This window comes from Mycolicibacterium thermoresistibile (genome assembly GCF_900187065.1).
Lineage (GTDB): Bacteria > Actinomycetota > Actinomycetes > Mycobacteriales > Mycobacteriaceae > Mycobacterium > Mycobacterium thermoresistibile.
Map to the genome: position 1 here is coordinate 553,779 of NZ_LT906483.1, position 23,141 is coordinate 576,919.

Here is a 23,141-nt window from a genome sequence, read left to right on the forward strand (position 1 = left end):
CCGGGGTCGGCGACCTTAACCTGCAGATGTCTGGACGCCCTTGGCTGAGGGGGGCTGGGACGTTTGACGGCGCAGCGAGTGGAACGTCCGGCGGAGTCTCGGGCCGTTGCCGAGTTCCTCGCCGCGGTCCTCGCTGAGCCGAGTGCGCTGGTACTGGAGGGCGAACCCGGTATCGGCAAGACCACGCTGTGGCTGGCCGCCATCGAGGCCGCCGCCGGACAGGGTTTCCGCGTGCTGGCCGCACGGGCGTCGACGGCCGAATCGGTGCTCGCCTACGCCGCGCTGGGTGATCTGTTGAGCGGTGTCGACGACGCCGTGCTCGCCGGGCTGGCGGCGCCGCAACGGGCCGCGCTGGAGGCGGTGCTGCTGCGCGCCGACGGTGCGGACGGCATCAACCAGCGAGCGGTGGCCGCCGGTTTCCTCACCGTCGTCAGAACGCTGGCCGATGCGTCGCCGGTGCTGCTCGCGGTCGACGACCTGCAGTGGATCGACACCGCGAGCCGGCTGGTGCTCGGGTACGTCGCGCGCCGCCTGCCCCGCAACACCGGTCTGCTCGGTGCGGCACGCACCGAGGCCCGTGCGCCGGCGCCGGATTCCTGGCTGCGCCTGCCGACTCCCGAGGCGTTCAGGCGGATCACCCTGGCGCCGTTCGGGCTGGCGGGCCTGCGTGAGGTGCTGCTGGCCCGGTTGGGCCGCACGTTCCCCCGCGCGGTCATGGTGCAGATCCACCACATCTCCGGTGGAAATCCGTTCTACGCCCTGGAATTGGCGCGAGCGATGGACGACGGCAGCCCGCTGGTGCGGCTGCCGAGCTCACTCACCGAACTGGTGCGGGCGCGGATCGGGCGGATTGGAGCCGACGCCAGGAACGTGCTGCTGGCCGCGGCGTGCTCCGCGGCGCCGACGGTGGAATCGGTGGCCCGGGCGGTGGGCGTCGACGAACCACGGGTGGTCCGACTGCTGTCCGACGCGGTCGACCGCGACATCATCCGGATGGACGGCCACCGGATCTGCTTCAGCCATCCGCTGCTGGCCCGGGGAGTCTACGACGACGCCACCGCCACCCGGCGACGGGCGATGCACCGGCGGTTGGCCGAGATCGTCGACGAACCCGAACTGCAGGCCAGACACCTCGCCATCGCCGTCGGGTGGGCGGACCCGCAGGTGCTGGCCTGCCTGGACCGGGCCGCCGAGGCGGCACGCCTGCGCGGGGCGCCCAGCACGGCGGCCGAACTGATCGACATGGCGATCGGTCTGGGCGGCGATTCACCGGAGCGCCGCCTGATGTCGGCCCGCAATCACGTCGACGCGGGTGACGGAGACTCCGCCCGGGCCATCCTCAAACGCAGCAGCGCCGAGATGACCGGCGCGCCGCGCGCCCAGGTGCTCCGGCTGCTCGGCGGGTTGGAGATCCTCTACGGCAGCTACCTCGACGCGGCGGACGCGTTACGCCGGGCGCTCACCGACGCCACCGACGATGCCGTGCTCCGGGCGCGGATCCTGACCCTCCTGGCATTCGTCGAGTTCAACACCGGCCGGCGCGCCGCCGCCGCGGCGGACGCCGATGAGGCGGTCGAGTGTGCGACCAGGGCGGGTGACCGCGGGGTGCTGAGCCAGGCGCTGGCGATGCGGACCCTGGTGACCTGCCTGCTGGGGCGGGGGTTCGATCCGGCCGCCCTGCACCGCGCCCTGGAACTGGAGGAACCCGGTTCGGGGGATCTGGGGATCACCCGCACCAGCGGGTTGCACGCCATGCTGCTGGCCTACACCGGCCGATTCGACGCGGCCGTCGAGGTCATGCGGGCCGTGGCCCGACATTGCCGCGACCGCGGTGAGGGTCTGGATCTGACGTATATCGCCCTGCACCGGGTTCTGGTGGAACTCTGGCGGGGCGAAGTCCGCGCGGCGGCGACGATCGCCGAGGAGGCGATCGAGTCCGCGGCGGTGCTGGACGGCGACCTCCCCCGCGGCGTCGTCCTGCTGCTGCGCCAGGCCCTCGCCACCTATGCGGGCCGCGTCGACGACGCCCGTGGCGACGGTGCCCGGGCGGCCGCAATCTTCGCCCGGTCGGGATCCGCCATTCTCACGACGCTGACCACCTCGCTGACCGGATTCCTGGAGTTGTCGGTCGGTGATCACGTGGCCGCGATCGCCACCCTGCGGCCCCTACTGCCCATCCTCGGCCCGGATCTCGAGGGCACCGAGATCATCACGGCCGGATTCCTGCCCGACCTGGTCGAGGCGCAGGTGCTCATGGGCCTGCTCGACGATGCCGAACCGTTGGTGCAGGCGTTGACACGTAACGGCCGTCGGCTGGACCGGCCCTGGATGCTGGCGGTCGCGGCGCGGTGCCGGGCCATGATGCTCGCTGCCCGTGGCGACCTCGCGGGAGCGGTGGCCGCGGTCGACAGCGCCCTGGCCGAACTGGACCGGGTGCCGATGCGCTTCGAGCGGGCCCGCACCCTGTTGCTGCTCGGTCAGCTGCGACGCCGGCAGCGGCACCGGGACGCCGCCGCCGCCGCGTTGCGCGCGGCGCTGGAGTCGTTCGAGGACATGGGGACGACGTTGTGGGCGGAGCGGGCCCGCGCCGAGCTGGGCCGGACCGTCGCCAACCGGGCCCGGCGCGCGCTGTTGTCGGAGTCCGAGCTGCGGATCGCGCAGCTGTCGGCATCCGGGATGACCAACCGCGATGTCGCCGCGGCGCTGTTCGTGAGCCCGAAGACCGTCGAGGCCAATCTCACCCGCATCTACCGCAAACTCGGTATCCACTCCCGCGCCGAACTCGGCCGGGTGATGGGCGGCGACAGGCCTGACGACAGATCCCAGGACGGCGCAAACCATAGGGAATCACCCGATGCCGCAGGGCAATCCGTTCACTAGCGTCGGATCGGTGAGGATCCACACCGTGCGGCTGCCCTGCTATCTGGTGGAGTGGTACCGCCCCGAATTCGACACCGACCAGGTCGGCGACACCGTGGCCCGGTTGGACGAGGGGGTGGCGACCATGTGCGGCGAGGGTGTCGAGGTGCAGTTGTTGATGACCCTGGCCATGCCGTCGGATGAGACCATCTTCGGGGTGTTCGCCGCCCACCGGGAGGAGGACGTCTACGAGGTGTGCCGCCGGGCGGGGGTGCCGGTCGAGCGCCTGGCCACCGCGCTGGACGCGCGTATCGCCGGCCGGCCGTGGACCCGGTGACCGGGCGTGCCGGATCCGGCGCTCAGCCGCGCAGCCGGAACATCGGGTTCACCGGTCCGTGACCACGCCCCAGCGGATATGCGGCACGCAGACATTCGGTGATCCACCGCTTCGCGAACTCCACCGCCTCCGGCACGCTGTGGCCGTGTGCGAGGGCGGCGGCGGTGGCGGCCGCCAGCGTGTCGCCGGCGCCGTGGTCGTGGCCGGTGTCCACCCGCGGGGCGTCGAACCGGTGGAACTCGGCGCCGTCGAACAGCAGATCCGGGCTGTGCGGTGCGGAGCGCAGATGACCACCCTTGACCAGCACCCACTTCGGCCCCAACGCGTGCAGCGCCTTGGCCGCCTCGCGTTGGCTGGCCTCGTCGACCACATCCACCCCCACCAGCAGGCGGACCTCGTCCAGGTTGGGTGTGACCAGCGTGGCGATCGGAAACAGCTTGGTGCGCAATGCATCCAGCGCGCTCATGTGGAGCAGCGGATCGCCGTGCATCGACGCGCACACCGGGTCGACGACGAGGGGCACGGCGGTGCCGATGCCCTGGCCGCGAGCGGTCTCGGCCACCGTCTCGATGATCTCCGACGACGCCAGCATGCCGGTCTTGGCGGCCTGCAGGCCGATGTCGGAGGCGACCGCCACGATCTGGTCGGCGACCACCTGGACCGGGATCTCGTGAAACCCGCTGACCCCGACGGAGTTCTGCACCGTCACCGCGGCGACCGCCACCAGGCCGTGCACACCCAGCATCGCGAACGTCCGCAGGTCGGCCTGAATCCCGGCGCCACCGCCGGAATCCGACCCGGCGATGGTCAGCACCCGCAGCGGGGTCTGCCCGGGTTCGGGGAGGGGGAGGTACGTCACGGCCGGACCTCCTCCAGCGGCAGATAGACCTGATTGCCGTGTTCGGCGAATTCCCGTGACTTCTGCGCCATCGCGTCCCGGATGTCGGCGGTGATGCGCATGGAGCAGAATCTGGGCCCGCACATCGAGCAGAAGTGTGCGGTCTTGGCGGGTTCGGCTGGCAGCGTCTCGTCGTGGTACTCCCGCGCGGTGTCGGGATCCAGTGACAGGGCGAACTGGTCGTGCCAGCGGAATTCGAAGCGGGCCTTGGACAGCGCGTCGTCACGCTGCTGGGCGCGGGGATGGCCCTTGGCCAGATCGGCGGCGTGGGCGGCGATCTTGTAGGCGATCACCCCGTCCTTGACGTCCTGACGGTTCGGCAGTCCCAGGTGCTCCTTGGGGGTGACGTAGCACAGCATGGCGGTGCCGGCCTGGGCGATGATCGATGCGCCGATCGCCGAGGTGATGTGGTCGTAGCCGGGCGCGATGTCGGTGGCCAACGGGCCGAGGGTGTAGAACGGCGCCTCTTCGCACCATTCTTCCTCCAGCCGGACGTTCTCGGCGATCTTGTGCATCGGCACATGGCCGGGACCCTCGATCATCACCTGCGCGCCATGGGATTTCGCGATCTTGGTGAGCTCGCCGAGGGTGCGCAGTTCGGCGAACTGGGCTTCGTCGTTGGCGTCGGCGATCGAACCCGGCCGCAACCCGTCACCGAGCGAGAACGTGACGTCGTAGCGGGCCAGGATCTCGCACAGTTCCTCGAAGTGGGTGTAGAGGAACGACTCCTGGTGATGCGCCAGGCACCAGGCCGCCATGATCGAGCCGCCCCGGCTGACGATGCCGGTGACCCGGTCGACGGTCAGCGGGATGTAGCGCAGCAGCACGCCGGCGTGCACGGTCATGTAGTCGACACCCTGCTCGCACTGCTCGATCACGGTGTCGCGGTAGACCTCCCAGGTCAGCTTGACCGGATCGCCGTCGACCTTCTCCAGCGCCTGGTAGATCGGCACCGTGCCGACCGGCACCGGCGAATTGCGCAGGATCCATTCCCGGGTCTCATGGATGTTGCGGCCGGTCGACAGGTCCATGACGGTGTCGGCGCCCCACCGGGTCGCCCACACCATCTTGTCCACCTCTTCCTCGATCGACGAGGTGACCGCCGAATTACCGATATTGGCATTGACTTTCACGCTGAACGCCTTGCCGATGATCATCGGTTCGGCTTCCGGGTGGTTGTGGTTGGCCGGGATCACCGCCCGGCCCGCAGCGACCTCCCGGCGGACCAGTTCGGCGGGTACCCCCTCACGTTCGGCGATGAACGCCATCTCCGCGGTGATCTCCCCGGCGCGGGCCCGCTGCAGCTGGGTGCCGCGGTCCCGCACCACGCCCGGCCGCGGCGGCAGCCCCGCCGACAGGTCGATCACCGCGTCCGGATCGGTGTACGGCCCGGACGTGTCGTAGAGATCGAGGTGCTCACCGTTGCTGAGGTGCACCCGCCGGTACGGCACCCGTGCCCCGGGAACCCCCTCGAGCTCCCGATACACCTTGGTGCTGCCCGCGATCGGGCCGGTGGTCACGGTCGGATTGATGGCGACAGACTGATCGCTCACGTCATCTCCCTACGCCGGCATTACCCGGTCAGGTTCGTACGGTCGACGGCACCATCAGCCGTCCTCTCAGCGCACTGGCGTGCGCTCCCGCGTGGACAGTTCCGTCGGCTCGCGCCGACCGCTTCACGTTAGCCCATCATCTGCGGCTGTAAACCCCGGGCCGAAAGTCCGGGCCGGGTCAGAACGGGGGCGGTCGGCTGCGTTCGGCGACGTGGCCGGCGTTGAGTGCCCGCTCCGTGGCCGTGCGACGGGCGCGGTCCTGGATGCGGGTGCGTTGTCGAAGGGGCATCCTCAGCGTGCGGAGGTCGGTCGGGGCCGGCTCCGGGGCCGGGGTTGCCGGGTAGGCCGGGGTGGTGAACAGGGATGCGGGGTGGTACAGCCGGCTGCCCGGATAGGTGGTGTAGGTGGCGCCGGTGGGGGAGGTCCACACGATGGTGCCGTCCGGGGACTGCACATCCGACCAGCCGCCCGGTCCCGCGTAGAAGGTCTTGAGCAGGTGGTGTTTTCGGCACATGCAGCGAAGGCCGCTCGGGTGGGTCGGGCCGGCCGGCCATGCGATCGCATGGTCGATGTCACAGCGGTCGGCCGGGCAGTCGCAGCCGGGGAAGCGGCAGGTCAGATCGCGCATCCGGACGAATTCCCGAAGTGCCGTGGACGGCCGGTAGCCGGTTTCCGGTGCGGAGTCGCAGAAGTCGCGCATCGTCCGCACGGTCGCGCCGCCGGCGATCAGTTCGGCGAGCAGGGGTGCGGGAATGGCGCCGCCACCGAGGAGCAGAGCCGGTGACGGGCGCGAGGCGGGACCTTGCGTCGGTTCGGGTTCGGGGTCCGGGGTCAACGCCTCGGCCAGCGAGGTGCGGGGGGTGATCGGGCGGCTGGGCTCGCTGCCGGAGAGGTGAGGGTCCGGACGGCACTCCAGAGCGGCATCGAGAGCGGCATCGTCTGCCAGCACATGGACGACCACGCTGGTCGCGCGGGCGTCGGGATTCGCGCCGGCGGGGCAGTCGGGGGACCCGCACCGGCAGGTCAGCCGATCGGCGCCGGCGCCCAGCGCGCCGAGGGCATCGGCGCGGCGTTGGGAGATGGTGCGCGGATCGTCGTCGCAGACACCGTGGGCCATCTCCATCAACCGCCGGTCCAGCAGGATGGCATCGGTGGCCAGCAGCTGTCCCGACACCGAGGTGGTTCCGCTCGGGTCGTCGGGTGCGCCGATGTCGAGGTGGCGGGCCCGGGCGGCGGTGCGGGTCCGGCGCAGCGCGCCGGGATCGTGACGATCCACCACCGTGTCGATGGCCTGGTCGAGTTTGTGGTTCGACAGTGGTCCGAACCGAGAGGCGGTGCCGGCCAGCTCGCCGTCGATGAGACGCAATGCCTCCCGGTCCTGGACCAGCGCCGTCCGTGAGCTGATCGCCGCGGCGGTGCGGTAACCGATGACCCCGTCGCAGAACAGCCGCATCACCGTGGGCAGCCGGTGCACCAGGGACTGGGCCAGCTGCATCTGCCCGGAGGCCCGGCCGTGGCTGATGCCCAGCGCGGCGGCGATCTCGGCGGCCGCGCCGTCCCAGTCGTCACACGCCCAGTCGGCGTGTTCGCCCCGCGCACAGCGTCGCCGGACCAGCTCGGCGATCCAGGCCAGCCGGCGGGCAGTGGCGGCGGCCTCGTCACGACCCCAGCCGGCGACCGCCGCCACGACCTCGGCGTCGGTGGCGGTGCGGATCGCCCCCAGATCCGGACTCTCGAACATACGTGCGAGTCTGGCACGGGGGTCTGACACGATCGGGTCGAGCGGTCGGGTGAGATGCCACCGGTCAACCGGGGGGACGAGCGGAGCCGGTTCAGTTACCGGAGCACCTGGTCACCAGTGCCGCCGTCAGCTCTTCGGCGGTGTTCATCCGTTCCATCTGCTCCGGATCGGACGTGGCGACCCCGGCTGTCGCGGTGGCTCCGATCTCCATCAGGGTGGTCGCCAACTCGGACGCGTCCTCGGCCAGGTCGTCCGGGGCGGCGGGGTCGATCTGGGTCATCAGGTACTGACCACCGACCGAAAGGGCGAGCCGGGCGTTCGCCATGACGGCCATCCCGCCGACCACGTCATCCGGTCCGCCGGGAGCGGTGGCGTTCACATTCATCGACACCCCGCGGCGAACCGTGTCGACCGCGGCACACAATCGCTCCTCGGCTGCAGCCCGGTCCTCATCGCCGAACGACGGCGACGATCCGCGATCGGGTTTCACAGCGGCCCAGCCGGCGACGGCCAGGGCCACCAACGACACCATCAAGGCGATCATCGGAATCACCTGGGAATTCCGGTTTGCCTCCGGCTTCGGAGCGGCCGGTTGATCCACGTCGCGATCGGTGTCGTGTGCGGCGGTGTCTGACATCAAAAGTCCTCACATTCAAGCTGATACGAGTGCATTCAGGTGCCGGGGCGGTGGTGTGGCCGTCGAGCCTGGCCCGGATGGTGGCGGCCGCACCGTGTGCGGTGACGGCCGCCACCACCGGATCTCACCGGCCCCAGGGGCTCGACGGAAGGCCTAGCGGTCAGTCGCTGGAACCGCTCGGACCGTTGGCGCTGGCGCCTTTGCTGCCGTCGTTGCCCTTCTTGCCGAGGGCGCCGCCGCGGCCGCCGATGCCCTTCGCGCCACCGGTCCCGGTGCCGCCGACGCCCTGGGCGATGCCGGCCCCACCGTTACCACCGGCGCCGCCGTTGTTGGTGATCAGGCCTCGGCCGCCCCGGCCACCGTTGCCGCCTTCTGCCTTGCCGTCAACGGCTTCCGGAATCGGATTGCCGGGGATCGGCTTGCTCCTGTCCCACGGCTTCGACCACGCCGAGCCGCCGTTTCCGCCGGCTCCGGCGTTGCCCGCCTTGACCGAGGAGCCACCGGCCCCGCCGTCACCGCCGCGCGCGGTGCGTCCGTCGGTGTTCGCCTCGGCCGCGCCGCCGTTGCCGCCGTTGCCGCCCGGCCCCCACAGTGAGGTGCCGCCGGAGCCGCCGTTTCCGCCGATGGCGTCGCCGACGTCGCCGCGGTTGTTGTTCTCGTACGGACTCACCGAAAGCCCTGTGCCGCCGTTGCCTCCGTTGCCGCCCGGGCCGATGAGCACAAACCGGCCGGCGTCACCACCGTTACCTGCGATGGCGTTACCCAGCGAGTTGGCGACGGCGCTCCCGCCGTTGCCGCCGCTACCCGGTCCGGCACCGTGGCCGCCGTGGCCGCCGTAGGCGCTGGAGCTGACCGCGTCATCGTCCGGTCCCGGTACGCCGTCGGTGATGCCGACCCAGTGGTTGGCGATTGCCAGGCCGCCGTTCCCGCCATTGCCTCCGGTGAACAATCCACCGGGTTCACTGGCGGCACCACTCGGCAGCAGGAGGCTGAGCAGGCCGCCCGGTCTCAGGACGCCGCCCAGGCCACCGTTGCCTCCGTTGCCACCACGTGCATCGAGGTAGGAGGTGGTGCTCCAACCCCCGTTGCCGCCGTTGCCGCCGAGGCCGAACAACAGGCCGCCACGCCCACCGTTGCCTCCGTTGCCGCCGGCGACGCTCTTATCTGCGGCCACGGTGGCGGTCACGGGGTCTGCGCCGTTCTTGCCGCCGACGTTGCCGCCGTTACCCCCGTCACCGCCGTTGCCGAACAGGAAACCGCCCCGGCCCCCGTCCGCACCGTCAGACGCCTCGAAATACATCTGGATGGTGCTGCCCGGGTTGTCCGGATCGGGAACGGTGTACAGGCCGGCGTCCAGGCCGTTGCCGCCCTTGCCGCCGTTGCCCCACAACAGGCCACCGTTCCCGCCGCGGGTCGCCTCGTGGAAGACGCCGTTCTCATCGATGTAGGCATCGGTGCCGTTGAGTCCGTCACCGATGAGCAGTCCGCCCGGGCCGATGAGGCCCAGGAATGCGCCGCCGGGGTTCCAGTCCGGGCCGAACGAAGCCATCCCGAGTGCGCTGGCCGAGAAGGCAGACCGATCGTGGGACGCGCCCCCGAGCCCGCCGACAGAATCACCGGCTTCACACATCAGCGGCAAGGTGCTGTCGCAGGCAACCAGTGAATACTCGTACTCCACCGTTCGGGGCGCGCTGCCCGCCGCTTCCAGGGCGGAGACGCCACCGGGGCCCGCCAACAGCATGGCGGCACCGCCGACGAATGCCGCTCCGCTGGTGATGAACGGCATCACGGGCTGACGCCGCCCACATCTGTTTTCAGCCAATTCACATCCTCTCGTTCGCTCCACTCCGCTGGAGACGTTCCAGCAGCCCGGAAGATAGCAAAGATGTCAGCCATTCAAGATCGGATTTGAGAAATTTGCGAAGACGTTGATCAACTGCCTAGATCATCTAGTGCCGGTAACCCGGAGAAGTTGGGCGGCCCGTGGCTCCGGCGTGCTGCTGGATTCTGAGATGGCAGCACGACCACCGATTGACCGGGAAAAGCAACGTGATGTTTTGGATCGCAATGAATCCGAGGTGGGGGATGACAGGCCGCTGACGCGCCACCAGCTGGTGTGATAACACGTTTCAGAATGCTGTCTCGACGTCGCCGTGCAATCAGGAGGCACTGGCTGACAGCGGCAATATTGGCAAACTCGGTAGCCGGGGCGATGCCGCGGGTGGATCCGGGCGGCGCAGAGAAGATGGGGATGGATTGGGGGTGAATCTGGGATTTTCCTGAGAAAAAGGGGCGCCGCGTGAGCGCGCGCAATCCCGGATCGGTCCGGCTAGTCGAGCTGCACGAGCACCGGCGCGTGGTCGCTCGGCGGCCCCACCTTGCCCTTGCTGCGCCGTTCGTCGCGCACGATCTCGGCGTGCGTGACGCGGGCCGCCAGCGCCGGTGAACCGAGGATGAAGTCGATCCGCATCCCCCGGTTCTTCGGGAACCGCAATTGGGTGTAGTCCCAGTAGGTGTACACCCCCGGCCCGGGCGTGAAAGGCCTCACCACATCGATGTACCCGGCGTCGACGACGGCCCGGAACGCCGCCCGTTCCGGCTCGGTGACATGGGTGCTGTCGCGGTAGGACTCGATGTCCCAGACGTCCTCGTCGGTCGGCGCGATGTTCCAGTCACCGGTCAGGGCGATCTGCGCCGCCGGATCCGCGGCCAGCCATTTGCTCGCGGTATCCCGCAGCGCGCCAAGCCATTCCAGCTTGTAGTGGTAGTGCGGCGATCCCACGGTCCGGCCGTTGGGCACATACAGGCTCCACACCCGCACCCCGTTGCAGGTCGCCCCCAGCGCCCGTGCCTCCGCGGCGGCCTCCGCATCGGGCGAGTCACTCCAGGTCGGCTGACCGTCGAAACCGACCTCGACGTCCTCGATGCCGACCCGGGACGCGATCGCCACCCCGTTCCACTGGTTGAACCCGCAGTGCACCACCTCGTAACCCAGCGCGGCGAACGGCATGGTGGGGAACTGATCGTCGGCGCACTTGGTCTCCTGCATGGCCAGCACATCGATGTCGGCCCGCTGCAACCAGTCGGTGACCCGTTCCACGCGGGCCCGGATGGAGTTGACGTTCCAGGTGGCCAGCCGCATGGCCACACCCTACGTTCGCAGCGAGCGGGCATCGAGATGGCGCACCCGGTGCTGCTCGGTGCAGCCCAGCGAGCCGAACAGTGCGAGGGCGGCCGCGTCACCGCTGCTCACCTCGGCATACGCCGCCGTCGCCCCCTGCTGCGCGCCCCAGCTCAACAGCGCCGTGCAGAGCCGGCGGGCCTGACCGCGGCGCCGCTGCGAGGGCTCCACCGCCACCGCCGAGACGCCGACCCGGCGACTGCCGTCCGGGGCGGTCGTCACGGCGGCGCGCGCGGCGCCCACCCCGGGCAGCACCGCGAACCGCACCTGCCCGTCGACCGCCGCTGTCCACACCCGGACCGGGATGTCCCGACCGGACATCCGCAGCCATTCGGCGTCCGGCCGCGGCAGCAACCGCACATCGGGATCCGGCGCGGCGGTGCGGGGTGTCCCGACGAGCATCACCGACTCGTGGACGGCCGGCGCGGCATCCAGAATCCGCAGCAGCCGGCTCGGCACCGCCAGCAGCGGCGGCAGACCGCGATCGGCGTACCACCGCACGATCTCGGGCAGCGATCCGAGATCGGCGTCCATGCCGAGTGGCACAGCGGAATCGGCCCGGAGGGTGTGGCCCCCGGCCGCGCGCAGCAGCCAGCCGCCCAACCAGTGCTGCTCGAGTCCCGGCCAGGCCAGGGCCGCGGCGTGCTCGGTGGCCCGGATCTGCGCGGTGCGCACCGGAGCGGCGGTCAACGCCCGGGCCACCACCACGTCCTCCGGCCGGATCTGGACCACCGCACCGGTTTTGGTGCGGACGCGGATCTGCGGCTCGGTGGCCAGCAGGTGGCCGACGACATCGCTCAGCGGTGGCTGCGACCCGGCGGGCAGCCGGTAGCGCAGGCTCACCCGGGTGCCCGGGGCGGGAAGGTCGGCCATCGGTCGGCGGTTCACGAGCGGGCCGGCGAATGCGGGTGCACTAGTGCCCGAACGGATCGGGCACCTCGCCGGGCATCCAGGACAGGCCGGGCACCCCCCAGCCGCGTGCCTTCACCATCCGCTTGGCGGCCCGGGCGTAGCGGCCCACCAGGCGGTCCAGGTACAGGTAGCCGTCGAGGTGGCCGACCTCGTGCTGGAGCATCCGGGCGAACAGGTCGGTGCCCTCCAGCGTGATCGGATTCCCCTCCGCGTCCAGACCGGTCACCCGGGCCCAGTCGGCACGTCCGGTGGGGAACTGCTCACCGGGGACCGAAAGGCAGCCCTCCTCGTCGGTGTCGGGGTCGGGCATGGTCTCGGGAATCTCCGAGGTCTCCAGCACCGGGTTGATGACGACCCCGCGGCGCCGGGTGCTGCGCCCCCGGGTTTCGGCGCAGTCGTAGACGAAGACCCGCAGCGACACCCCGATCTGGTTCGCCGCCAGCCCGACACCGTTCGCGGCGTCCATGGTGTCGAACATGTCGGTGATCAGATCGGGCAGATCGTCGGGTAGCGAACCGTCGTCACCGACGGGTACCGGACTGGTGGGGCTGTGCAGGACCGGATCTCCCACGATCCGGATTGGGCGGACGGCCATGGGAAAAGACTAAGCGGCGCCCTCAAGTGACCGGACTCGCGGGCACGGCTGACGCCCCCGGCGCGCAACCCGTGGTTGAATGAACCGCGAACCACAAAGCTGTAATTCGATTTGTCGGAAGGGTCCACTAGCGATATGGACGGCGCCATCGCGCGGACTGAGCAATCCGGAGACGACTCTGAGCTCACCGATGGGTTGACCCGGCGCGAGCACGAGATCCTCGCGTTCGAGCGGCAGTGGTGGAAATACGCCGGCTCGAAGGAAGAGGCGATCAAAGAGCTGTTCTCGATGTCGGCCACCCGCTACTACCAGGTGCTCAACGCGCTGGTCGACCGGCCGGAGGCGCTCGCGGCCGACCCGATGCTGGTGAAGCGGCTCCGGCGGCTCCGGGCCAGCCGACAGAAGGCCCGCGCGGCGCGGCGACTGGGATTCGAGGTCACCTGATCCGCCGCGTCGTTCCTGACCGGGCTCGTCGGTCGATACAGTGGGCGGAATGAACCAGCGAGAGTCCTCCGGGATACCCCTGCGCGCCATCGTGATGGTGTTGTTGTTCCTGGGGGTGGTCTTCCTGCTGGTGGCGTTCCAGGCGATGGGGTCCGAGAACGACTCCGACGGCGCCGACGCGCCGGTCGCCGGCAACCTCACCACCACAACCACGACCACGTCGCCGGAGGCCGAGCCGGGCCGTCCGGAAGTGCGGGTGTACAACCTGTCCGATGTCACCGGGGCCGCCGCGTCGACGGCCGACCGGCTCCGGGAGGCCGAGTGGGACGTGGCCGATGTCGGTGACATGGAACTCGAGGGTGTGGAGGTCACCACGGTGTTCTTCGGCGACGCCCCAGGCGAGGAGGAGGCAGCCAATGAAGTGGGTCAACTGCTCGACGCTCCCGTCCAGCCCCGCACTCCGGAGCTGGCGGAGCAACCGCCCGGCATCATCGTCGCGGTCACAGGTTAGGCTGCCAACCATGTTGAGACCGGTCACTGTCGCCGCAATGTTCGCCGTGCCCGCCCTCGCATTGAGCGGGTGCACGCCCAACGAGCAGGTCGCCACCGAACCGGGCACCACCCCACCGGTGTGGACCGGCTCACCTGCACCGGCCGTCCCGCCGGGTGAGGACCAGGAGGCCGGTGAGCGCCTGACCGCGCAGCTGCGCACCGCCGACGGCACCCAGGTCGGCACCGCCGACTTCGATTTCGCCGACGGCTACGCGACGGTGACGGTGCGGATCACCACGCCGGGCAAACTCGACCCCGGTTTCCACGGCATCCACATCCACTCGGTCGGCAAGTGCGAGGCCAACTCGGTGGGGCCGGACGGCGGTGCACCCGGGGACTTCCTGTCCGCCGGTGGCCACCTGCACCTCGCCGGCGACGGTGAGGGCCATCCCGCCGCCGGTGATCTGACCGCGCTGCAGGTCCGGGAGGACGGCGAGGCGCTGCTGGTCACCACCTCCGATGCGTTCACCAAGGAGGATCTGACCCGCGACGGCGGCACCGCGCTGATCATCCACGAGAAGGCGGACAACTTCGCCAACATCCCGCCGGAGCGCTACCAGCAGGTGAACGGTGATCCGCCGCCCGATCAGATCACCCTGTCCACCGGCGACGCCGGGGATCGTGTCGTCTGCGGTGTCATCTCCGGCGGGTAGTACTCGCATCGACTTCGCCGGGTCACCCCGGCCCACGCTCGGCGTCGAATGGGAGTTCGCTCTCGTCGACGCCGACACCCGCGACCTCAGCAACGAGGCCGCGGAGGTGATCGCCGAGATCGGCGAGAACCCGCACGTCCACAAGGAACTGCTGCGCAACACGGTCGAGTTCGTCACCGGCATCTGTGCGGACACGCCGGAGGCCATCGCCGATCTGCGGGCGACACTGCTGCCCGCCCGCAAGATCGTGCGGGACCGCGGAATGGAGTTGTTCTGCGCTGGCACCCACCCGTTCGCGAAGTGGTCGGCGCAGAAACTCACCGACGCACCGCGGTACGCCGAGCTGATCAAGCGCACCCAGTGGTGGGGCCGCCAGATGCTGATCTGGGGCGTGCACGTGCATGTCGGCGTCTCCTCGGCGCACAAGGTGATGCCGATCATCTCGTCGCTGCTCAACCAGTATCCGCACCTGCTGGCGCTGTCGGCGTCCTCGCCGTACTGGGACGGGGAGGACACCGGCTACGCCAGCAACCGGGCGATGATGTTCCAGCAGCTGCCGACGGCCGGGCTGCCGTTCCAGTTCCAGACCTGGGCGGAGTTCGAACGGTTCGTCGCCGACCAGAAGAAGACCGGGATCATCGACCACATGAACGAGATCCGGTGGGACATCCGCCCCTCACCGCATCTGGGCACGATCGAGGTGCGGGTGTTCGACGGCATCTCCAACCTGCGCGAGCTCGGCGCGCTGGTGGCGCTGACCCATTGTCTGGTCGTCGATCTGGACCGGCGGCTGGATGCCGGTGAGCAGCTGCCGACCATGCCGCCGTGGCATGTGCAGGAGAACAAGTGGCGCGCCGCCCGTTACGGACTGGACGCCGAGATCATCCTGGACGCCGACAGCAATGAGCGACTGGTCACCGATGATCTCGATGACATCCTGAATCGTCTTGAGCCGGTGGCTGTCTCACTCAACTGCGCCGACGAGCTGGCCGAGGTGGAACACATCTACCGGACCGGCGCGTCTTATCAGCGGCAGCGCCGGGTCGCCGAGGAACACGACGGCGATCTTCGTGCGGTGGTCGACGCCCTGATCGGTGAGCTGGACCTCGGTGAGCCGGAACAGCAGGGTGCGTCATGACCATCACGCCGATGTTCCCGCTGGAGATCGCCATGCTGCCGGGTGAGGAACTGCCGCTGCGGATCTTCGAGCCGCGCTACCGCGAACTGGTCCAGACCTGCCTCGCCGCCGAGGTCCCGGCGTTCGGGGTGGTGCTGATCGCGGCCGGACGGGAGGTGGGCGGCGGCGACACCCGCTGCGATGTGGGTGCGCTGGCCCGCATCGTCGAATACGCCGAACAGCCCATGGGCCGGTACCGGTTGCGATGCGAGGTCGGGGAACGGATCCGGGTGCTGGAGTGGCTGCCGGATGATCCGTATCCGCGGGCGGTGATCGAGCCGTGGCCGGACGAACCGGGAGAGCCGGTGGGCGTGGATCAGCTCACCGAGCTCGAGGACCGGATGATGGCACTCTTCGAGCGGATCGCCGGCGCGCAGGGCGCGGAGCTGCCGCCGCGCCACCATCTGCTCGGTGAACCCGAGCCGGGGCAGGGCGTGGCGGAACGGTTGTACACGTTGGCCTCCCGTATCCCGATCGGTCAGGCCGACCGTTATGCGGTGCTGGCGGCGCCCGATCCGGCCGCCCGGCTGGCGGCGTTACGGGAGGCTGTCGAGACGGTCGCCGCGATGGTGGAGTTCCAGCTGTCGCAGGACTGAACGCGGCTCACGCGCTCAGGACGCCAGGCCCTCGACGAACAGCGCACGCCCGGCGGCGTCCGGTGACCCGTCCGAACAGCACCGGTCGTATCGGTCCAGCAGTCTGCTCGCGGGCAGTCGGGTGATCTCCCAACCGGATTCGGTCAGATGCTCGATGATCGCGGTGTCGCCGTCGGACATCTCGACCGCCAGCCGACTGCCCGGCGCGCTGAGTTCCCCGATGTCGGCGAACACCGCGGTGCGCTCACCCGCGAGCCGTTCGACCGCCCACGCCGTCGCCTTGGCCGGATCGAAGCCGTTGCGCCGCAGGGCGTCCGGCCAACCCGCCTGCCGGTCCACGGACACCCCGACACAACGGGTGGCGGGTTCGGCGCCGCAACGCCGCAGGGTGTCGATCTTGAGCCGGAGCACGTCGGGGTGGTCGACCTCGTAGACCGTGGTGCCGTCGATCCACGGCAGCCGCCAGGCGCGGGCATCCAGTCCCGGCGCCAGGATCACGATCTGATCCAGCCCGTTGGCCCCGGCCGTCATGAGGAACTCGTCGAACCATCGGGTGCGCGACGCCAGGTACGCGGCGACGGCGGTGTCCCGGTCGGCCACCGGTGGGTCAGGGCGCGGCCAGCCACCGGCGACCGCGGCGTCGAACAGCAGCTGCGCGTACGGGTCGGTGAACAGCGGGCAGGCGCAGCCGGATTCGATGGTGCGGACCTGGGCGGCGCGCAGTGCGCTGCTTGCCGCGCTCTCCGGGAACCAGCCGTCCTCAGTCCTCACCACGTGCGTCGAGTTCCCCGCGCGTGACGAATTCATGCATTTCGTCGCGCACCAGCTGATTCTCGACGTCCTGCTCGCGGTAGGCCAGCTGGCCCACCCGGTTGGCGATCACCGGTGCGGTGATCACCGCGAACATCCCGGCCAGCACCAGCATCCCGACGTCGGCGTTGCCGCGCAGCTGGACCGCCGCACCGGCCATGACCAGCAGCAGCCCCAGTGTCTGCGGTTTGGTCGAGGAATGCATCCGGGCCAGGGTGTCCGGGAAGCGCACGATGCCGACGGCGGCCGTGAACGCCAGCGCCGACCCGGCCAGCAGCAGGACGGCGACCACGATGTCGGCGATGCTCATGGCCGCTCCCGCTCCGGATCGGGCTGGACGTCGGGCACCCGGAAGCGGGCGATGCTGATCGAACCGACGAAGCTGATCAGCGCCAGCGCGGTCAGGCTGTAGGTCACCGTGGTGTCCAGACTGTAGGCCGCCCACACCCCGATACCGCACATGGTGACGGCGACCAGGGTGTCCAGCGCGACCAGCCGGTCCAGTGTGGTGGGACCCGCCAGCATGCGGAACATGGTGATCACCACGGCGCCGCCGAGCATGAACGCGCAGAGAGTGAATACGGTGCTCATGCCTCCGCCTCCGCTCCCCGCTGGTTCGAGATCTCCTTCTCCGGCGCCGGCCGCCAGTCCTCATCGCGTTCGAAGGCCGCGATCAACAGCTGCTCCAACTGCTTCATCTGCCGGTAGAAGTTCCGCAACGCGCGCTCCGAACCCACATTGATCACGTGCACATAGACGATTCGACGGTTCTGGTCGATCTCGATGCCGATGGTGCCGGGGGTCAGGTTGATCAGGTTGACCGCCAGCGCCAGCACCAGATCCGATTTCAGGTTGAACCGCGCGGCGAGCACCGCGCTCACCGGGAGCGGGCCGGGACGGATCGCCAGCCACGCCAACTGAATCGACGACACCAGCAGCCAGTAGGCCATCTGCAGGATCAACCGCAGCAGCGACAGCGGATGCAGTTTCCCCTCGACCGGCACCACGGGCAGCGGCAACAGCAGGGTGATCACCAGGGCCAGTACCAGTCCGGCGATCACATTCGCGGCCGAGACATCACCCCACAGCAGCACCCACACCAGGGTCAGCCAGCACAGGATCCACAGCCGCAGCAGCACGCTTCTCATGGCGCTTCTCCGATCACCGCGCCGATGTAGCGGCCCCGGTCGAGCACCTGTTCGGCGGCCCGTTCGCTGTAGGCGACGATCGGCCCGGCGAAGATGGTCAGCGCCAGACCGACGAGGATCAACCCGCCGGTGGGCACCAGCATGCTGACCGGCATCCGTCCGACATGGCGGCGTTCGGCGAACTCGATGTCCTCGATGTCGTCGAGCAGCACCGCCGGGGCCGCCGCCGACAGGTGCCCCTCCGGGGCGTCGGCGCGGGACCGCCAGAACGCCTTCGTCCAGACCCGCGCCACCACGTACAACGTCAACAGGCTGGTCACCACGCTGCCCCCGACCAGCGTCCAGGCCAGCACCGACCCGTCGGCCGCACCGGCCTCCATCAACGCGACCTTGCCGATGAAACCGGAGAACGGCGGGATGCCACCCAGATTCAGCGCGGGCACCACGAACACGAACGCCAGCAGCGGGCTCGCGGCGGCCAGCCCGCCGAGCCGCTGCAGCGTCGACGCACCCGCCTGCCGTTCGATGAGGCCGACGACGAGGAACAGAGTCGTCTGCACCACGATGTGGTGGGCGACGTAGTAGATCGCCCCGGACATTCCGAGCTGGGTCGACAACGCGATCCCGAACACCATGTAGCCGATGTGGCTGACCAGCGTGAACGACAGCAACCGTTTGATGTCGCTCTGGGCGATCGCGCCCAGGATGCCGATCAGCATGGTGGCCAGGGCCGCGATCAGCAGCAGCGGATCCAGCCCGGCGCCCGGGAACAGCAGCGAATGGGTCCGGATGATCGCGTACACACCGACCTTGGTGAGCAACCCGGCGAACACCGCGGTGACCGGGGCGGGAGCGGTGGGGTAGGAGTCGGGCAGCCACGACGACAGCGGGAACACCGCCGCCTTGATGCCGAACGCGATCAGCAGCACGGCGAACAACGCGGTGCGCGTGCCCGGTGCGATGTCGTCCAGGCGCACCGCGAGCTCGGCCATGTTGAGCGTCCCGGTGGCCGCGTACACCAGGCCGATGCCGGCCAGGAAGATCAGCGACGACACCATCGACACCATGACGTAGTAGGTGCCGGCGCGCACCCGTTCCTCACTGGCGCCGATGGTCAGCAGCACGAAGCTCGCGGTGAGCAGCACCTCGAACCCGACGAACAGGTTGAACAGGTCGCCCGCCACGAACGCCATGCACACACCGGCGGACAGCACCAGATAGGTCGGGATGAAGATCGACACCGGCTGGCGTTCGTCACCGTCACGCACACCCTGTCCGATGGCGTACTGGACCACCGCCAGCAGCACGATCGACGACACCACGAGCATCATCGCCGCCAGTCGGTCCACCACCAGCGTGATGCCCAGGGGGCCCAGGCCCCCGACGATCTCACCCCAGCCGCCGACGTGCACCACCACGGTGCCGTCGCGGTCGGTGAGATACAGCAGCACCGCGCACACCGCGACCATCGCGGTCAACGAGAGCAACGCGATCATGCGCTGCAACCGGACCCGCCGGCCGGCGATCAGCGTCGCAGCCGCGCTCAGGGTGGGAATCAACACCGGCAGCGGCGTCAACGTCGCCGCGAGGTTCATGCCGCAACCGCCTTCACGTCGGACCGGGCCGTCATCGGGAACCCTCCGCACCGGGCAGCGCGTCCAGTTCGTCGGGTTCGTCGGTGTCCCGCTTCGGGTCGAACCGTGGCTTGTCCCGGTCCAGTGCGGCGGCCTCCTCGCCGGTCAGCCGCGACACCCTGGTGTCCTCGGGGTCGTCGCTGACCTCTTCGACGGTGGTCAACCGGTAGGACCGGTACGCCAGCGCGAGCACGAAGGCCGCCACCCCCATCGTGATGACGATCGCGGTCAGGATCATCGCCTGGGCCAGCGGGTCGGCATTGTTCTCCGAACTGTTGCTGATGTGGTCGCGCACCGGCGGATTGCCCGACGGCCCGCTGGCGGTGATGATCAGCAGGTTGACCGCGTTGCTGATCAACAGGATGCCCAACAGCATGCGGATCAGGCTGCGCTCGAGCAGCAGGTAGACACCGGCGCTGGTGAGCCCGCCGATCAGGATGAGCTGGGTCAGGAACGAGGTCATCGCGGCTTCGCCACCGCCCTCGCGGGTGCGGGACCGGCCAACTCCACATCCAACCGGGCGCCCAGACTGCGCAGCACGTCGAGCACCAGACCGACCACGATGAGATACACCCCCAGATCGAAGAACAACGTCGTCATGAACGTGACCTGGCCCAGCACCGGCAGCGTCAGCTCGATCAGCGCCGACGACAGCGCAGGCGCGCCCAGCAGCAGTGAGGTGGCGGCGGTGCCGGCCGCCAGGGTCAGCCCGGCGCCCAGCACCTTCCCGGCGTCCAGCGGGATGGTCTCACCGAGCTCGTAGCGCCCGCCGGCGATGTAGCGCAGCACCACCGCGAGTCCGGCGGTGAGCCCGCCGGCGAACCCGCCGCCGGGCGAGTTGTGGCCGGCGAAGAAGAAGTACGCCGACAGCACCATCATCAGCGGGAAGATGATCCGGGTCGCCACCTCCAGCACCAGCGACCGGTGTTGCGGATCGCGGAACTCGCTGCCGCGCAGCCAGGTGATGTCCCCCACGGCGGGGCTGATGTCGACGAACTGGGCGATCCGGCCGATGTCGGGCTGACCGGCATCCGACACCCGCGGTGGTGATCCGAAGCGCCGGTGCCGGAACACCATCGACGCGACCCCGGTGGCCGCGACCACCAGCACCATGATCTCGCCCATGGTGTCCCAGGCCCGGATGTCGACCAGGATGACGTTGACGGTGTTGGCGCCGTGGCCGAGGTGGTACGCCGCGTCGGGCAGCAGTGCGGCGACCGCCATGCCGTCCCGGGCGGCCAGCGCGAACACCGCCAGTGTGGTGAGGGAGAAACCGACCGACAGCGCCAGAACCGCCCGGGGCCAACGGAACCGGCTGATCTGCGCCTGATCGGTCTCCGGCGGCAGCGACCGCAGCACCAGCACGAAGATCACCAGTGTGACGGTCTCCACCAGGAACTGGGTCAATGCCAGGTCGGGGGCGCCGTGGAAGGCGAAGATCGCACCGCAGCTGTAACCGGTGACACCCACCAGCAGCGCCGCGGCCAACCGGTTGCGCATCACCGTGGTGCCGGCCGCCGCGGCCAGCGCAGCCGCCGCGACCACGGTGTGCAGCGGGGTGTCCCACAGTTCGAATCCCGGCCGGTCGCGCGCCCCGACGGCCAGCACCACCACCGGCACCAGCACCAGGACGGAGAGGATGACCGACTGGGTGGCCGGGATCGACCCGCGCTGGGTGATCGCGGTGGTGCGCACGGCCAGCAGATCCAGCCCGCGCATCACCTTGTCGTAGACGATGTCGGCGTTGCCGAGCACCTCCATCGGCAACCGGGCCCGACGGCGCAGCACCTCCCGCAGGAAGTAGACGGTGACGCCGAGCCCGATGACCACCGCGGAGAGCAGCAGCGGCGGACCGAACCCGTGCCACAACGCCAGCTGGTAGTGCCCCAGCAGCACCCCGTTCGGGACGGTCTCGGCGTAGCTGTGCAACGCCGCGTCCACCGGCGACGGCCACACCCCGAACACCAGCGCCGCCGCGGCCAGCACGCCCGGGGCCAGCAGGAACGTCACCGGGGTGCGGTGCTGTTCCTCCACCCGGCGGCTCGGGCCGGGCAGGCCCTTGCGCCCGAACGCGCCGACGACGAACCGCAGGCTGTAGATGGTGGTGAACACGCTGCCGAGCACCAGCCCGGCCAGCACCCACGGCCCGGACGGACCCAATTGCTCGGAGTGCAGCATGGTCTCGAACACCGCTTCCTTGGCCACGAAGCCGAAGAACGGCGGGATCGCGCCCATGCTCGCCGCCGCGGCGACCGCGATCACCAACAGCGGCTTGTTGCGGTTCCCCAGCCAGGCCAGCCGGCGGATGTCGCGGGTGCCGGTGGTGTGGTCGATGATGCCGACGACCATGAACAGGGCGGCCTTGAACATCGCATGGGCGACCAGCATGGCCAGCCCGGCCAGCATCAGATCCCCGCTCCCGGCGCTGACCAGCACGGTGATCAGGCCGAGCTGACTGACGGTGCCGAACGCCAGGATCAACTTCAGGTCGTATTCGCGGATCGCCCGCCAGCCCGCCAGCAGCAGGGTGGCCAGGCCCAGGACGATCGCCATCGGCCGCCACACCGAGAAGTCGGCGAACCCGGGCGTCATCCGGGCGACCAGATACACGCCGGCCTTGACCATCGCGGCGGCGTGCAGATAGGCGCTGACCGGGCTGGGCGCCGCCATCGCGCCCGGCAGCCAGAAGTGCAGCGGCACGATCGCCGATTTGCTCAGCGCACCGACCAGGACCAGCACCACCGCGACCGTGGCCGCCACCCCGGTGGGCGGGGCGGCGATCAGCTCCGAGAGCAGGTAGGTGCCGGCGAGGTTGCCCAGCACCACGATGCCGGCCAGCATGGCGAGCCCGCCGAACGTGGTGACCAGCAACGCCTGCGTCGCCGCCCGCCGGCTCGTCGCACGCTCCGCGTAATGCCCCACCAGCAGGAATGACAGCACGGTGGTGATCTCCCAGAACACGTAGAGCACCAGCATGTTGTCGCTGACGACCAGCCCGAACATCGCGCCGGAGAACGCCACCAGCTCGGCGGCGAACGACGGCAGCCGTTTCTCCCGGCGGCCGTCGTGGTGGTGGAAGTAGTCGCCGCAGTAGAACAGCACCAGCGCGCCGATGGCCAGCACCAGCACGCTCATCACCGCGGCCAGCGAGTCGAAGCGCAGGTTGACGTCCATCGCCAACTCGGGCACCCACTCGATGTCGGTGGTCGGGACATGACCGTCGCGCGGCCAGTTCAGCGCCACCCACACCAACGACCCCAGCGGCACCAGGGCGAGCGGGTAGAAGGCCTTGCGGTCCCAGCGGTAGACGAGCAGCGGTGCCAGCGCGGTCGCGATCGCATGCGCGATCAGGATGGCGAGCATGGCACTCCGATCTCGTCAGGGTCGGCGATGCGCTCCGCGGCGACGAAGCGG

General features: G+C 69.7%; 22 protein-coding genes and 1 riboswitch. Of the genes, 7 read left to right on the forward strand and 15 right to left on the reverse strand.

The window, feature by feature from the left end; translation table 11 throughout:
- Window positions 1–63 precede the first annotated feature (63 nt).
- Window positions 64–2,880, forward strand: coding sequence for a helix-turn-helix transcriptional regulator (locus CKW28_RS02490; protein ID WP_050812005.1), 2,817 nt, complete (start codon window positions 64–66; stop codon window positions 2,878–2,880).
- A gap of 10 nt (window positions 2,881–2,890) precedes the next feature.
- A complete protein-coding gene (locus tag CKW28_RS02495) occupies window positions 2,891–3,196 on the forward strand; it encodes a hypothetical protein (protein WP_003926639.1) in 306 nt (101 codons plus the stop codon).
- A 22-nt stretch (window positions 3,197–3,218) separates the two neighbouring features.
- On the opposite strand, the gene thiD is transcribed toward CKW28_RS02495, so the two are convergent.
- The 8 genes from thiD to CKW28_RS02535 all read right to left on the reverse strand — a co-directional run bounded on the left by thiD (window position 3,219) and on the right by CKW28_RS02535 (window position 12,713).
- Window positions 3,219–4,055, reverse strand: a complete 837-nt coding sequence (gene thiD / locus CKW28_RS02500) for a bifunctional hydroxymethylpyrimidine kinase/phosphomethylpyrimidine kinase (RefSeq protein ID WP_003926638.1) — start codon at window positions 4,053–4,055, stop codon at window positions 3,219–3,221.
- Window positions 4,052–5,647 carry a phosphomethylpyrimidine synthase ThiC gene (gene thiC, locus CKW28_RS02505; RefSeq protein WP_003926637.1) on the reverse strand — a complete coding sequence of 532 codons (1,596 nt, stop codon included), beginning with the start codon at window positions 5,645–5,647 and terminating at the stop codon, window positions 4,052–4,054. The genes thiD and thiC overlap by 4 nt, the downstream gene beginning before the upstream one ends.
- Window positions 5,637–5,748, reverse strand: a riboswitch (TPP riboswitch). Its footprint overlaps the gene before it by 11 nt.
- Window positions 5,749–5,825: 77 nt before the next feature.
- On the reverse strand, window positions 5,826–7,388 hold the full coding sequence (locus tag CKW28_RS02510) for an HNH endonuclease signature motif containing protein (protein WP_003926636.1): 1,563 nt from the start codon (window positions 7,386–7,388) through the stop codon (window positions 5,826–5,828).
- A 91-nt stretch (window positions 7,389–7,479) separates the two neighbouring features.
- Entirely contained in the window at window positions 7,480–7,932 is a 453-nt protein-coding gene (locus tag CKW28_RS02515; protein ID WP_040547743.1) for a hypothetical protein, read from the reverse strand.
- Between the two features lie 253 nt (window positions 7,933–8,185).
- A complete protein-coding gene (locus tag CKW28_RS02520) occupies window positions 8,186–9,847 on the reverse strand; it encodes a hypothetical protein (protein ID WP_207383064.1) in 1,662 nt (553 codons plus the stop codon).
- 507 nt (window positions 9,848–10,354) lie between these two features.
- Complete coding sequence (locus CKW28_RS02525) at window positions 10,355–11,167, reverse strand: exodeoxyribonuclease III (protein WP_003926633.1); 813 nt, start codon at window positions 11,165–11,167, stop codon at window positions 10,355–10,357.
- A gap of 9 nt (window positions 11,168–11,176) precedes the next feature.
- On the reverse strand, window positions 11,177–12,079 hold the full coding sequence (locus tag CKW28_RS02530; protein ID WP_003926632.1) for an N-acetylglutamate synthase, CG3035 family: 903 nt from the start codon (window positions 12,077–12,079) through the stop codon (window positions 11,177–11,179).
- Between the two features lie 40 nt (window positions 12,080–12,119).
- Window positions 12,120–12,713, reverse strand: a complete 594-nt coding sequence (locus CKW28_RS02535) for a peptide deformylase (protein WP_003926631.1) — start codon at window positions 12,711–12,713, stop codon at window positions 12,120–12,122.
- Window positions 12,714–12,848: 135 nt separating this feature from the next.
- Here CKW28_RS02535 and napA point away from each other — a divergent pair, with 135 nt between their 5' ends.
- From napA to CKW28_RS02560, 5 genes are read left to right on the forward strand one after another with little or no spacing between them, the layout of a single operon-like run.
- Window positions 12,849–13,157 carry a nucleoid-associated protein NapA gene (napA, locus tag CKW28_RS02540; protein ID WP_003926630.1) on the forward strand — a complete coding sequence of 103 codons (309 nt, stop codon included), beginning with the start codon at window positions 12,849–12,851 and terminating at the stop codon, window positions 13,155–13,157.
- A gap of 49 nt (window positions 13,158–13,206) precedes the next feature.
- Entirely contained in the window at window positions 13,207–13,668 is a 462-nt protein-coding gene (locus CKW28_RS02545; RefSeq protein WP_003926629.1) for a LytR C-terminal domain-containing protein, read from the forward strand.
- 10 nt (window positions 13,669–13,678) lie between these two features.
- On the forward strand, window positions 13,679–14,362 hold the full coding sequence (gene sodC / locus CKW28_RS02550) for a superoxide dismutase[Cu-Zn] (protein ID WP_040547259.1): 684 nt from the start codon (window positions 13,679–13,681) through the stop codon (window positions 14,360–14,362).
- Entirely contained in the window at window positions 14,343–15,500 is a 1,158-nt protein-coding gene (locus tag CKW28_RS02555) for a glutamate--cysteine ligase (protein WP_003926627.1), read from the forward strand. Before sodC ends, CKW28_RS02555 begins: the two co-directional genes overlap by 20 nt.
- Window positions 15,497–16,135, forward strand: a complete 639-nt coding sequence (locus tag CKW28_RS02560) for an LON peptidase substrate-binding domain-containing protein (protein WP_003926626.1) — start codon at window positions 15,497–15,499, stop codon at window positions 16,133–16,135. The genes CKW28_RS02555 and CKW28_RS02560 overlap by 4 nt, the downstream gene beginning before the upstream one ends.
- 15 nt (window positions 16,136–16,150) lie before the next feature.
- Here CKW28_RS02560 and CKW28_RS02565 read toward each other — a convergent pair whose 3' ends face one another.
- Genes CKW28_RS02565 through CKW28_RS02595 form a run of 7 tightly spaced genes read right to left on the reverse strand, consistent with a single transcriptional unit; the run spans window position 16,151 to window position 23,090 of the window.
- A complete protein-coding gene (locus CKW28_RS02565) occupies window positions 16,151–16,909 on the reverse strand; it encodes an SAM-dependent methyltransferase (protein ID WP_003926625.1) in 759 nt (252 codons plus the stop codon).
- Window positions 16,896–17,255 (reverse strand): monovalent cation/H(+) antiporter subunit G, encoded by a 360-nt coding sequence (gene mnhG, locus CKW28_RS02570; RefSeq protein ID WP_003926624.1) that lies wholly within the window; start codon window positions 17,253–17,255, stop codon window positions 16,896–16,898. Before mnhG ends, CKW28_RS02565 begins: the two co-directional genes overlap by 14 nt.
- Window positions 17,252–17,536 (reverse strand): monovalent cation/H+ antiporter complex subunit F, encoded by a 285-nt coding sequence (locus CKW28_RS02575; RefSeq protein ID WP_003926623.1) that lies wholly within the window; start codon window positions 17,534–17,536, stop codon window positions 17,252–17,254. Before CKW28_RS02575 ends, mnhG begins: the two co-directional genes overlap by 4 nt.
- Window positions 17,533–18,093, reverse strand: a complete 561-nt coding sequence (locus CKW28_RS02580; RefSeq protein WP_040547257.1) for a Na+/H+ antiporter subunit E — start codon at window positions 18,091–18,093, stop codon at window positions 17,533–17,535. The genes CKW28_RS02575 and CKW28_RS02580 overlap by 4 nt, the downstream gene beginning before the upstream one ends.
- On the reverse strand, window positions 18,090–19,688 hold the full coding sequence (locus CKW28_RS02585; RefSeq protein WP_003926621.1) for a Na+/H+ antiporter subunit D: 1,599 nt from the start codon (window positions 19,686–19,688) through the stop codon (window positions 18,090–18,092). The genes CKW28_RS02580 and CKW28_RS02585 overlap by 4 nt, the downstream gene beginning before the upstream one ends.
- Before the next feature lie 31 nt (window positions 19,689–19,719).
- The gene (locus CKW28_RS02590) at window positions 19,720–20,190 is read right to left on the reverse strand and encodes a Na(+)/H(+) antiporter subunit C (protein WP_003926620.1); all 471 of its coding nucleotides are present in this window, start codon (window positions 20,188–20,190) and stop codon (window positions 19,720–19,722) included.
- Window positions 20,187–23,090, reverse strand: coding sequence for a Na+/H+ antiporter subunit A (locus CKW28_RS02595; protein ID WP_003926619.1), 2,904 nt, complete (start codon window positions 23,088–23,090; stop codon window positions 20,187–20,189). Before CKW28_RS02595 ends, CKW28_RS02590 begins: the two co-directional genes overlap by 4 nt.
- Window positions 23,091–23,141 lie beyond the last annotated feature (51 nt).

Coding starts and splice junctions, on each gene's coding strand:
- CKW28_RS02590 (WP_003926620.1), bottom strand. CDS start 20,190: ATGACCTCGTTCCTGACCCAGCTCATCCTGATCGGCGGGCTCACCAGC.
- CKW28_RS02580 (WP_040547257.1), bottom strand. CDS start 18,093: ATGAGAAGCGTGCTGCTGCGGCTGTGGATCCTGTGCTGGCTGACCCTG.
- CKW28_RS02535 (WP_003926631.1), bottom strand. CDS start 12,713: ATGGCCGTCCGCCCAATCCGGATCGTGGGAGATCCGGTCCTGCACAGC.
- CKW28_RS02585 (WP_003926621.1), bottom strand. CDS start 19,688: ATGAACCTCGCGGCGACGTTGACGCCGCTGCCGGTGTTGATTCCCACC.
- CKW28_RS02575 (WP_003926623.1), bottom strand. CDS start 17,536: ATGAGCACCGTATTCACTCTCTGCGCGTTCATGCTCGGCGGCGCCGTG.
- CKW28_RS02530 (WP_003926632.1), bottom strand. CDS start 12,079: ATGGCCGACCTTCCCGCCCCGGGCACCCGGGTGAGCCTGCGCTACCGG.
- CKW28_RS02515 (WP_040547743.1), bottom strand. CDS start 7,932: ATGATCGCCTTGATGGTGTCGTTGGTGGCCCTGGCCGTCGCCGGCTGG.
- CKW28_RS02560 (WP_003926626.1), top strand. CDS start 15,497: ATGACCATCACGCCGATGTTCCCGCTGGAGATCGCCATGCTGCCGGGT.
- CKW28_RS02545 (WP_003926629.1), top strand. CDS start 13,207: ATGAACCAGCGAGAGTCCTCCGGGATACCCCTGCGCGCCATCGTGATG.
- CKW28_RS02595 (WP_003926619.1), bottom strand. CDS start 23,090: ATGCTCGCCATCCTGATCGCGCATGCGATCGCGACCGCGCTGGCACCG.
- sodC (WP_040547259.1), top strand. CDS start 13,679: ATGTTGAGACCGGTCACTGTCGCCGCAATGTTCGCCGTGCCCGCCCTC.
- mnhG (WP_003926624.1), bottom strand. CDS start 17,255: ATGAGCATCGCCGACATCGTGGTCGCCGTCCTGCTGCTGGCCGGGTCG.
- CKW28_RS02525 (WP_003926633.1), bottom strand. CDS start 11,167: ATGCGGCTGGCCACCTGGAACGTCAACTCCATCCGGGCCCGCGTGGAA.
- napA (WP_003926630.1), top strand. CDS start 12,849: ATGGACGGCGCCATCGCGCGGACTGAGCAATCCGGAGACGACTCTGAG.
- CKW28_RS02510 (WP_003926636.1), bottom strand. CDS start 7,388: ATGTTCGAGAGTCCGGATCTGGGGGCGATCCGCACCGCCACCGACGCC.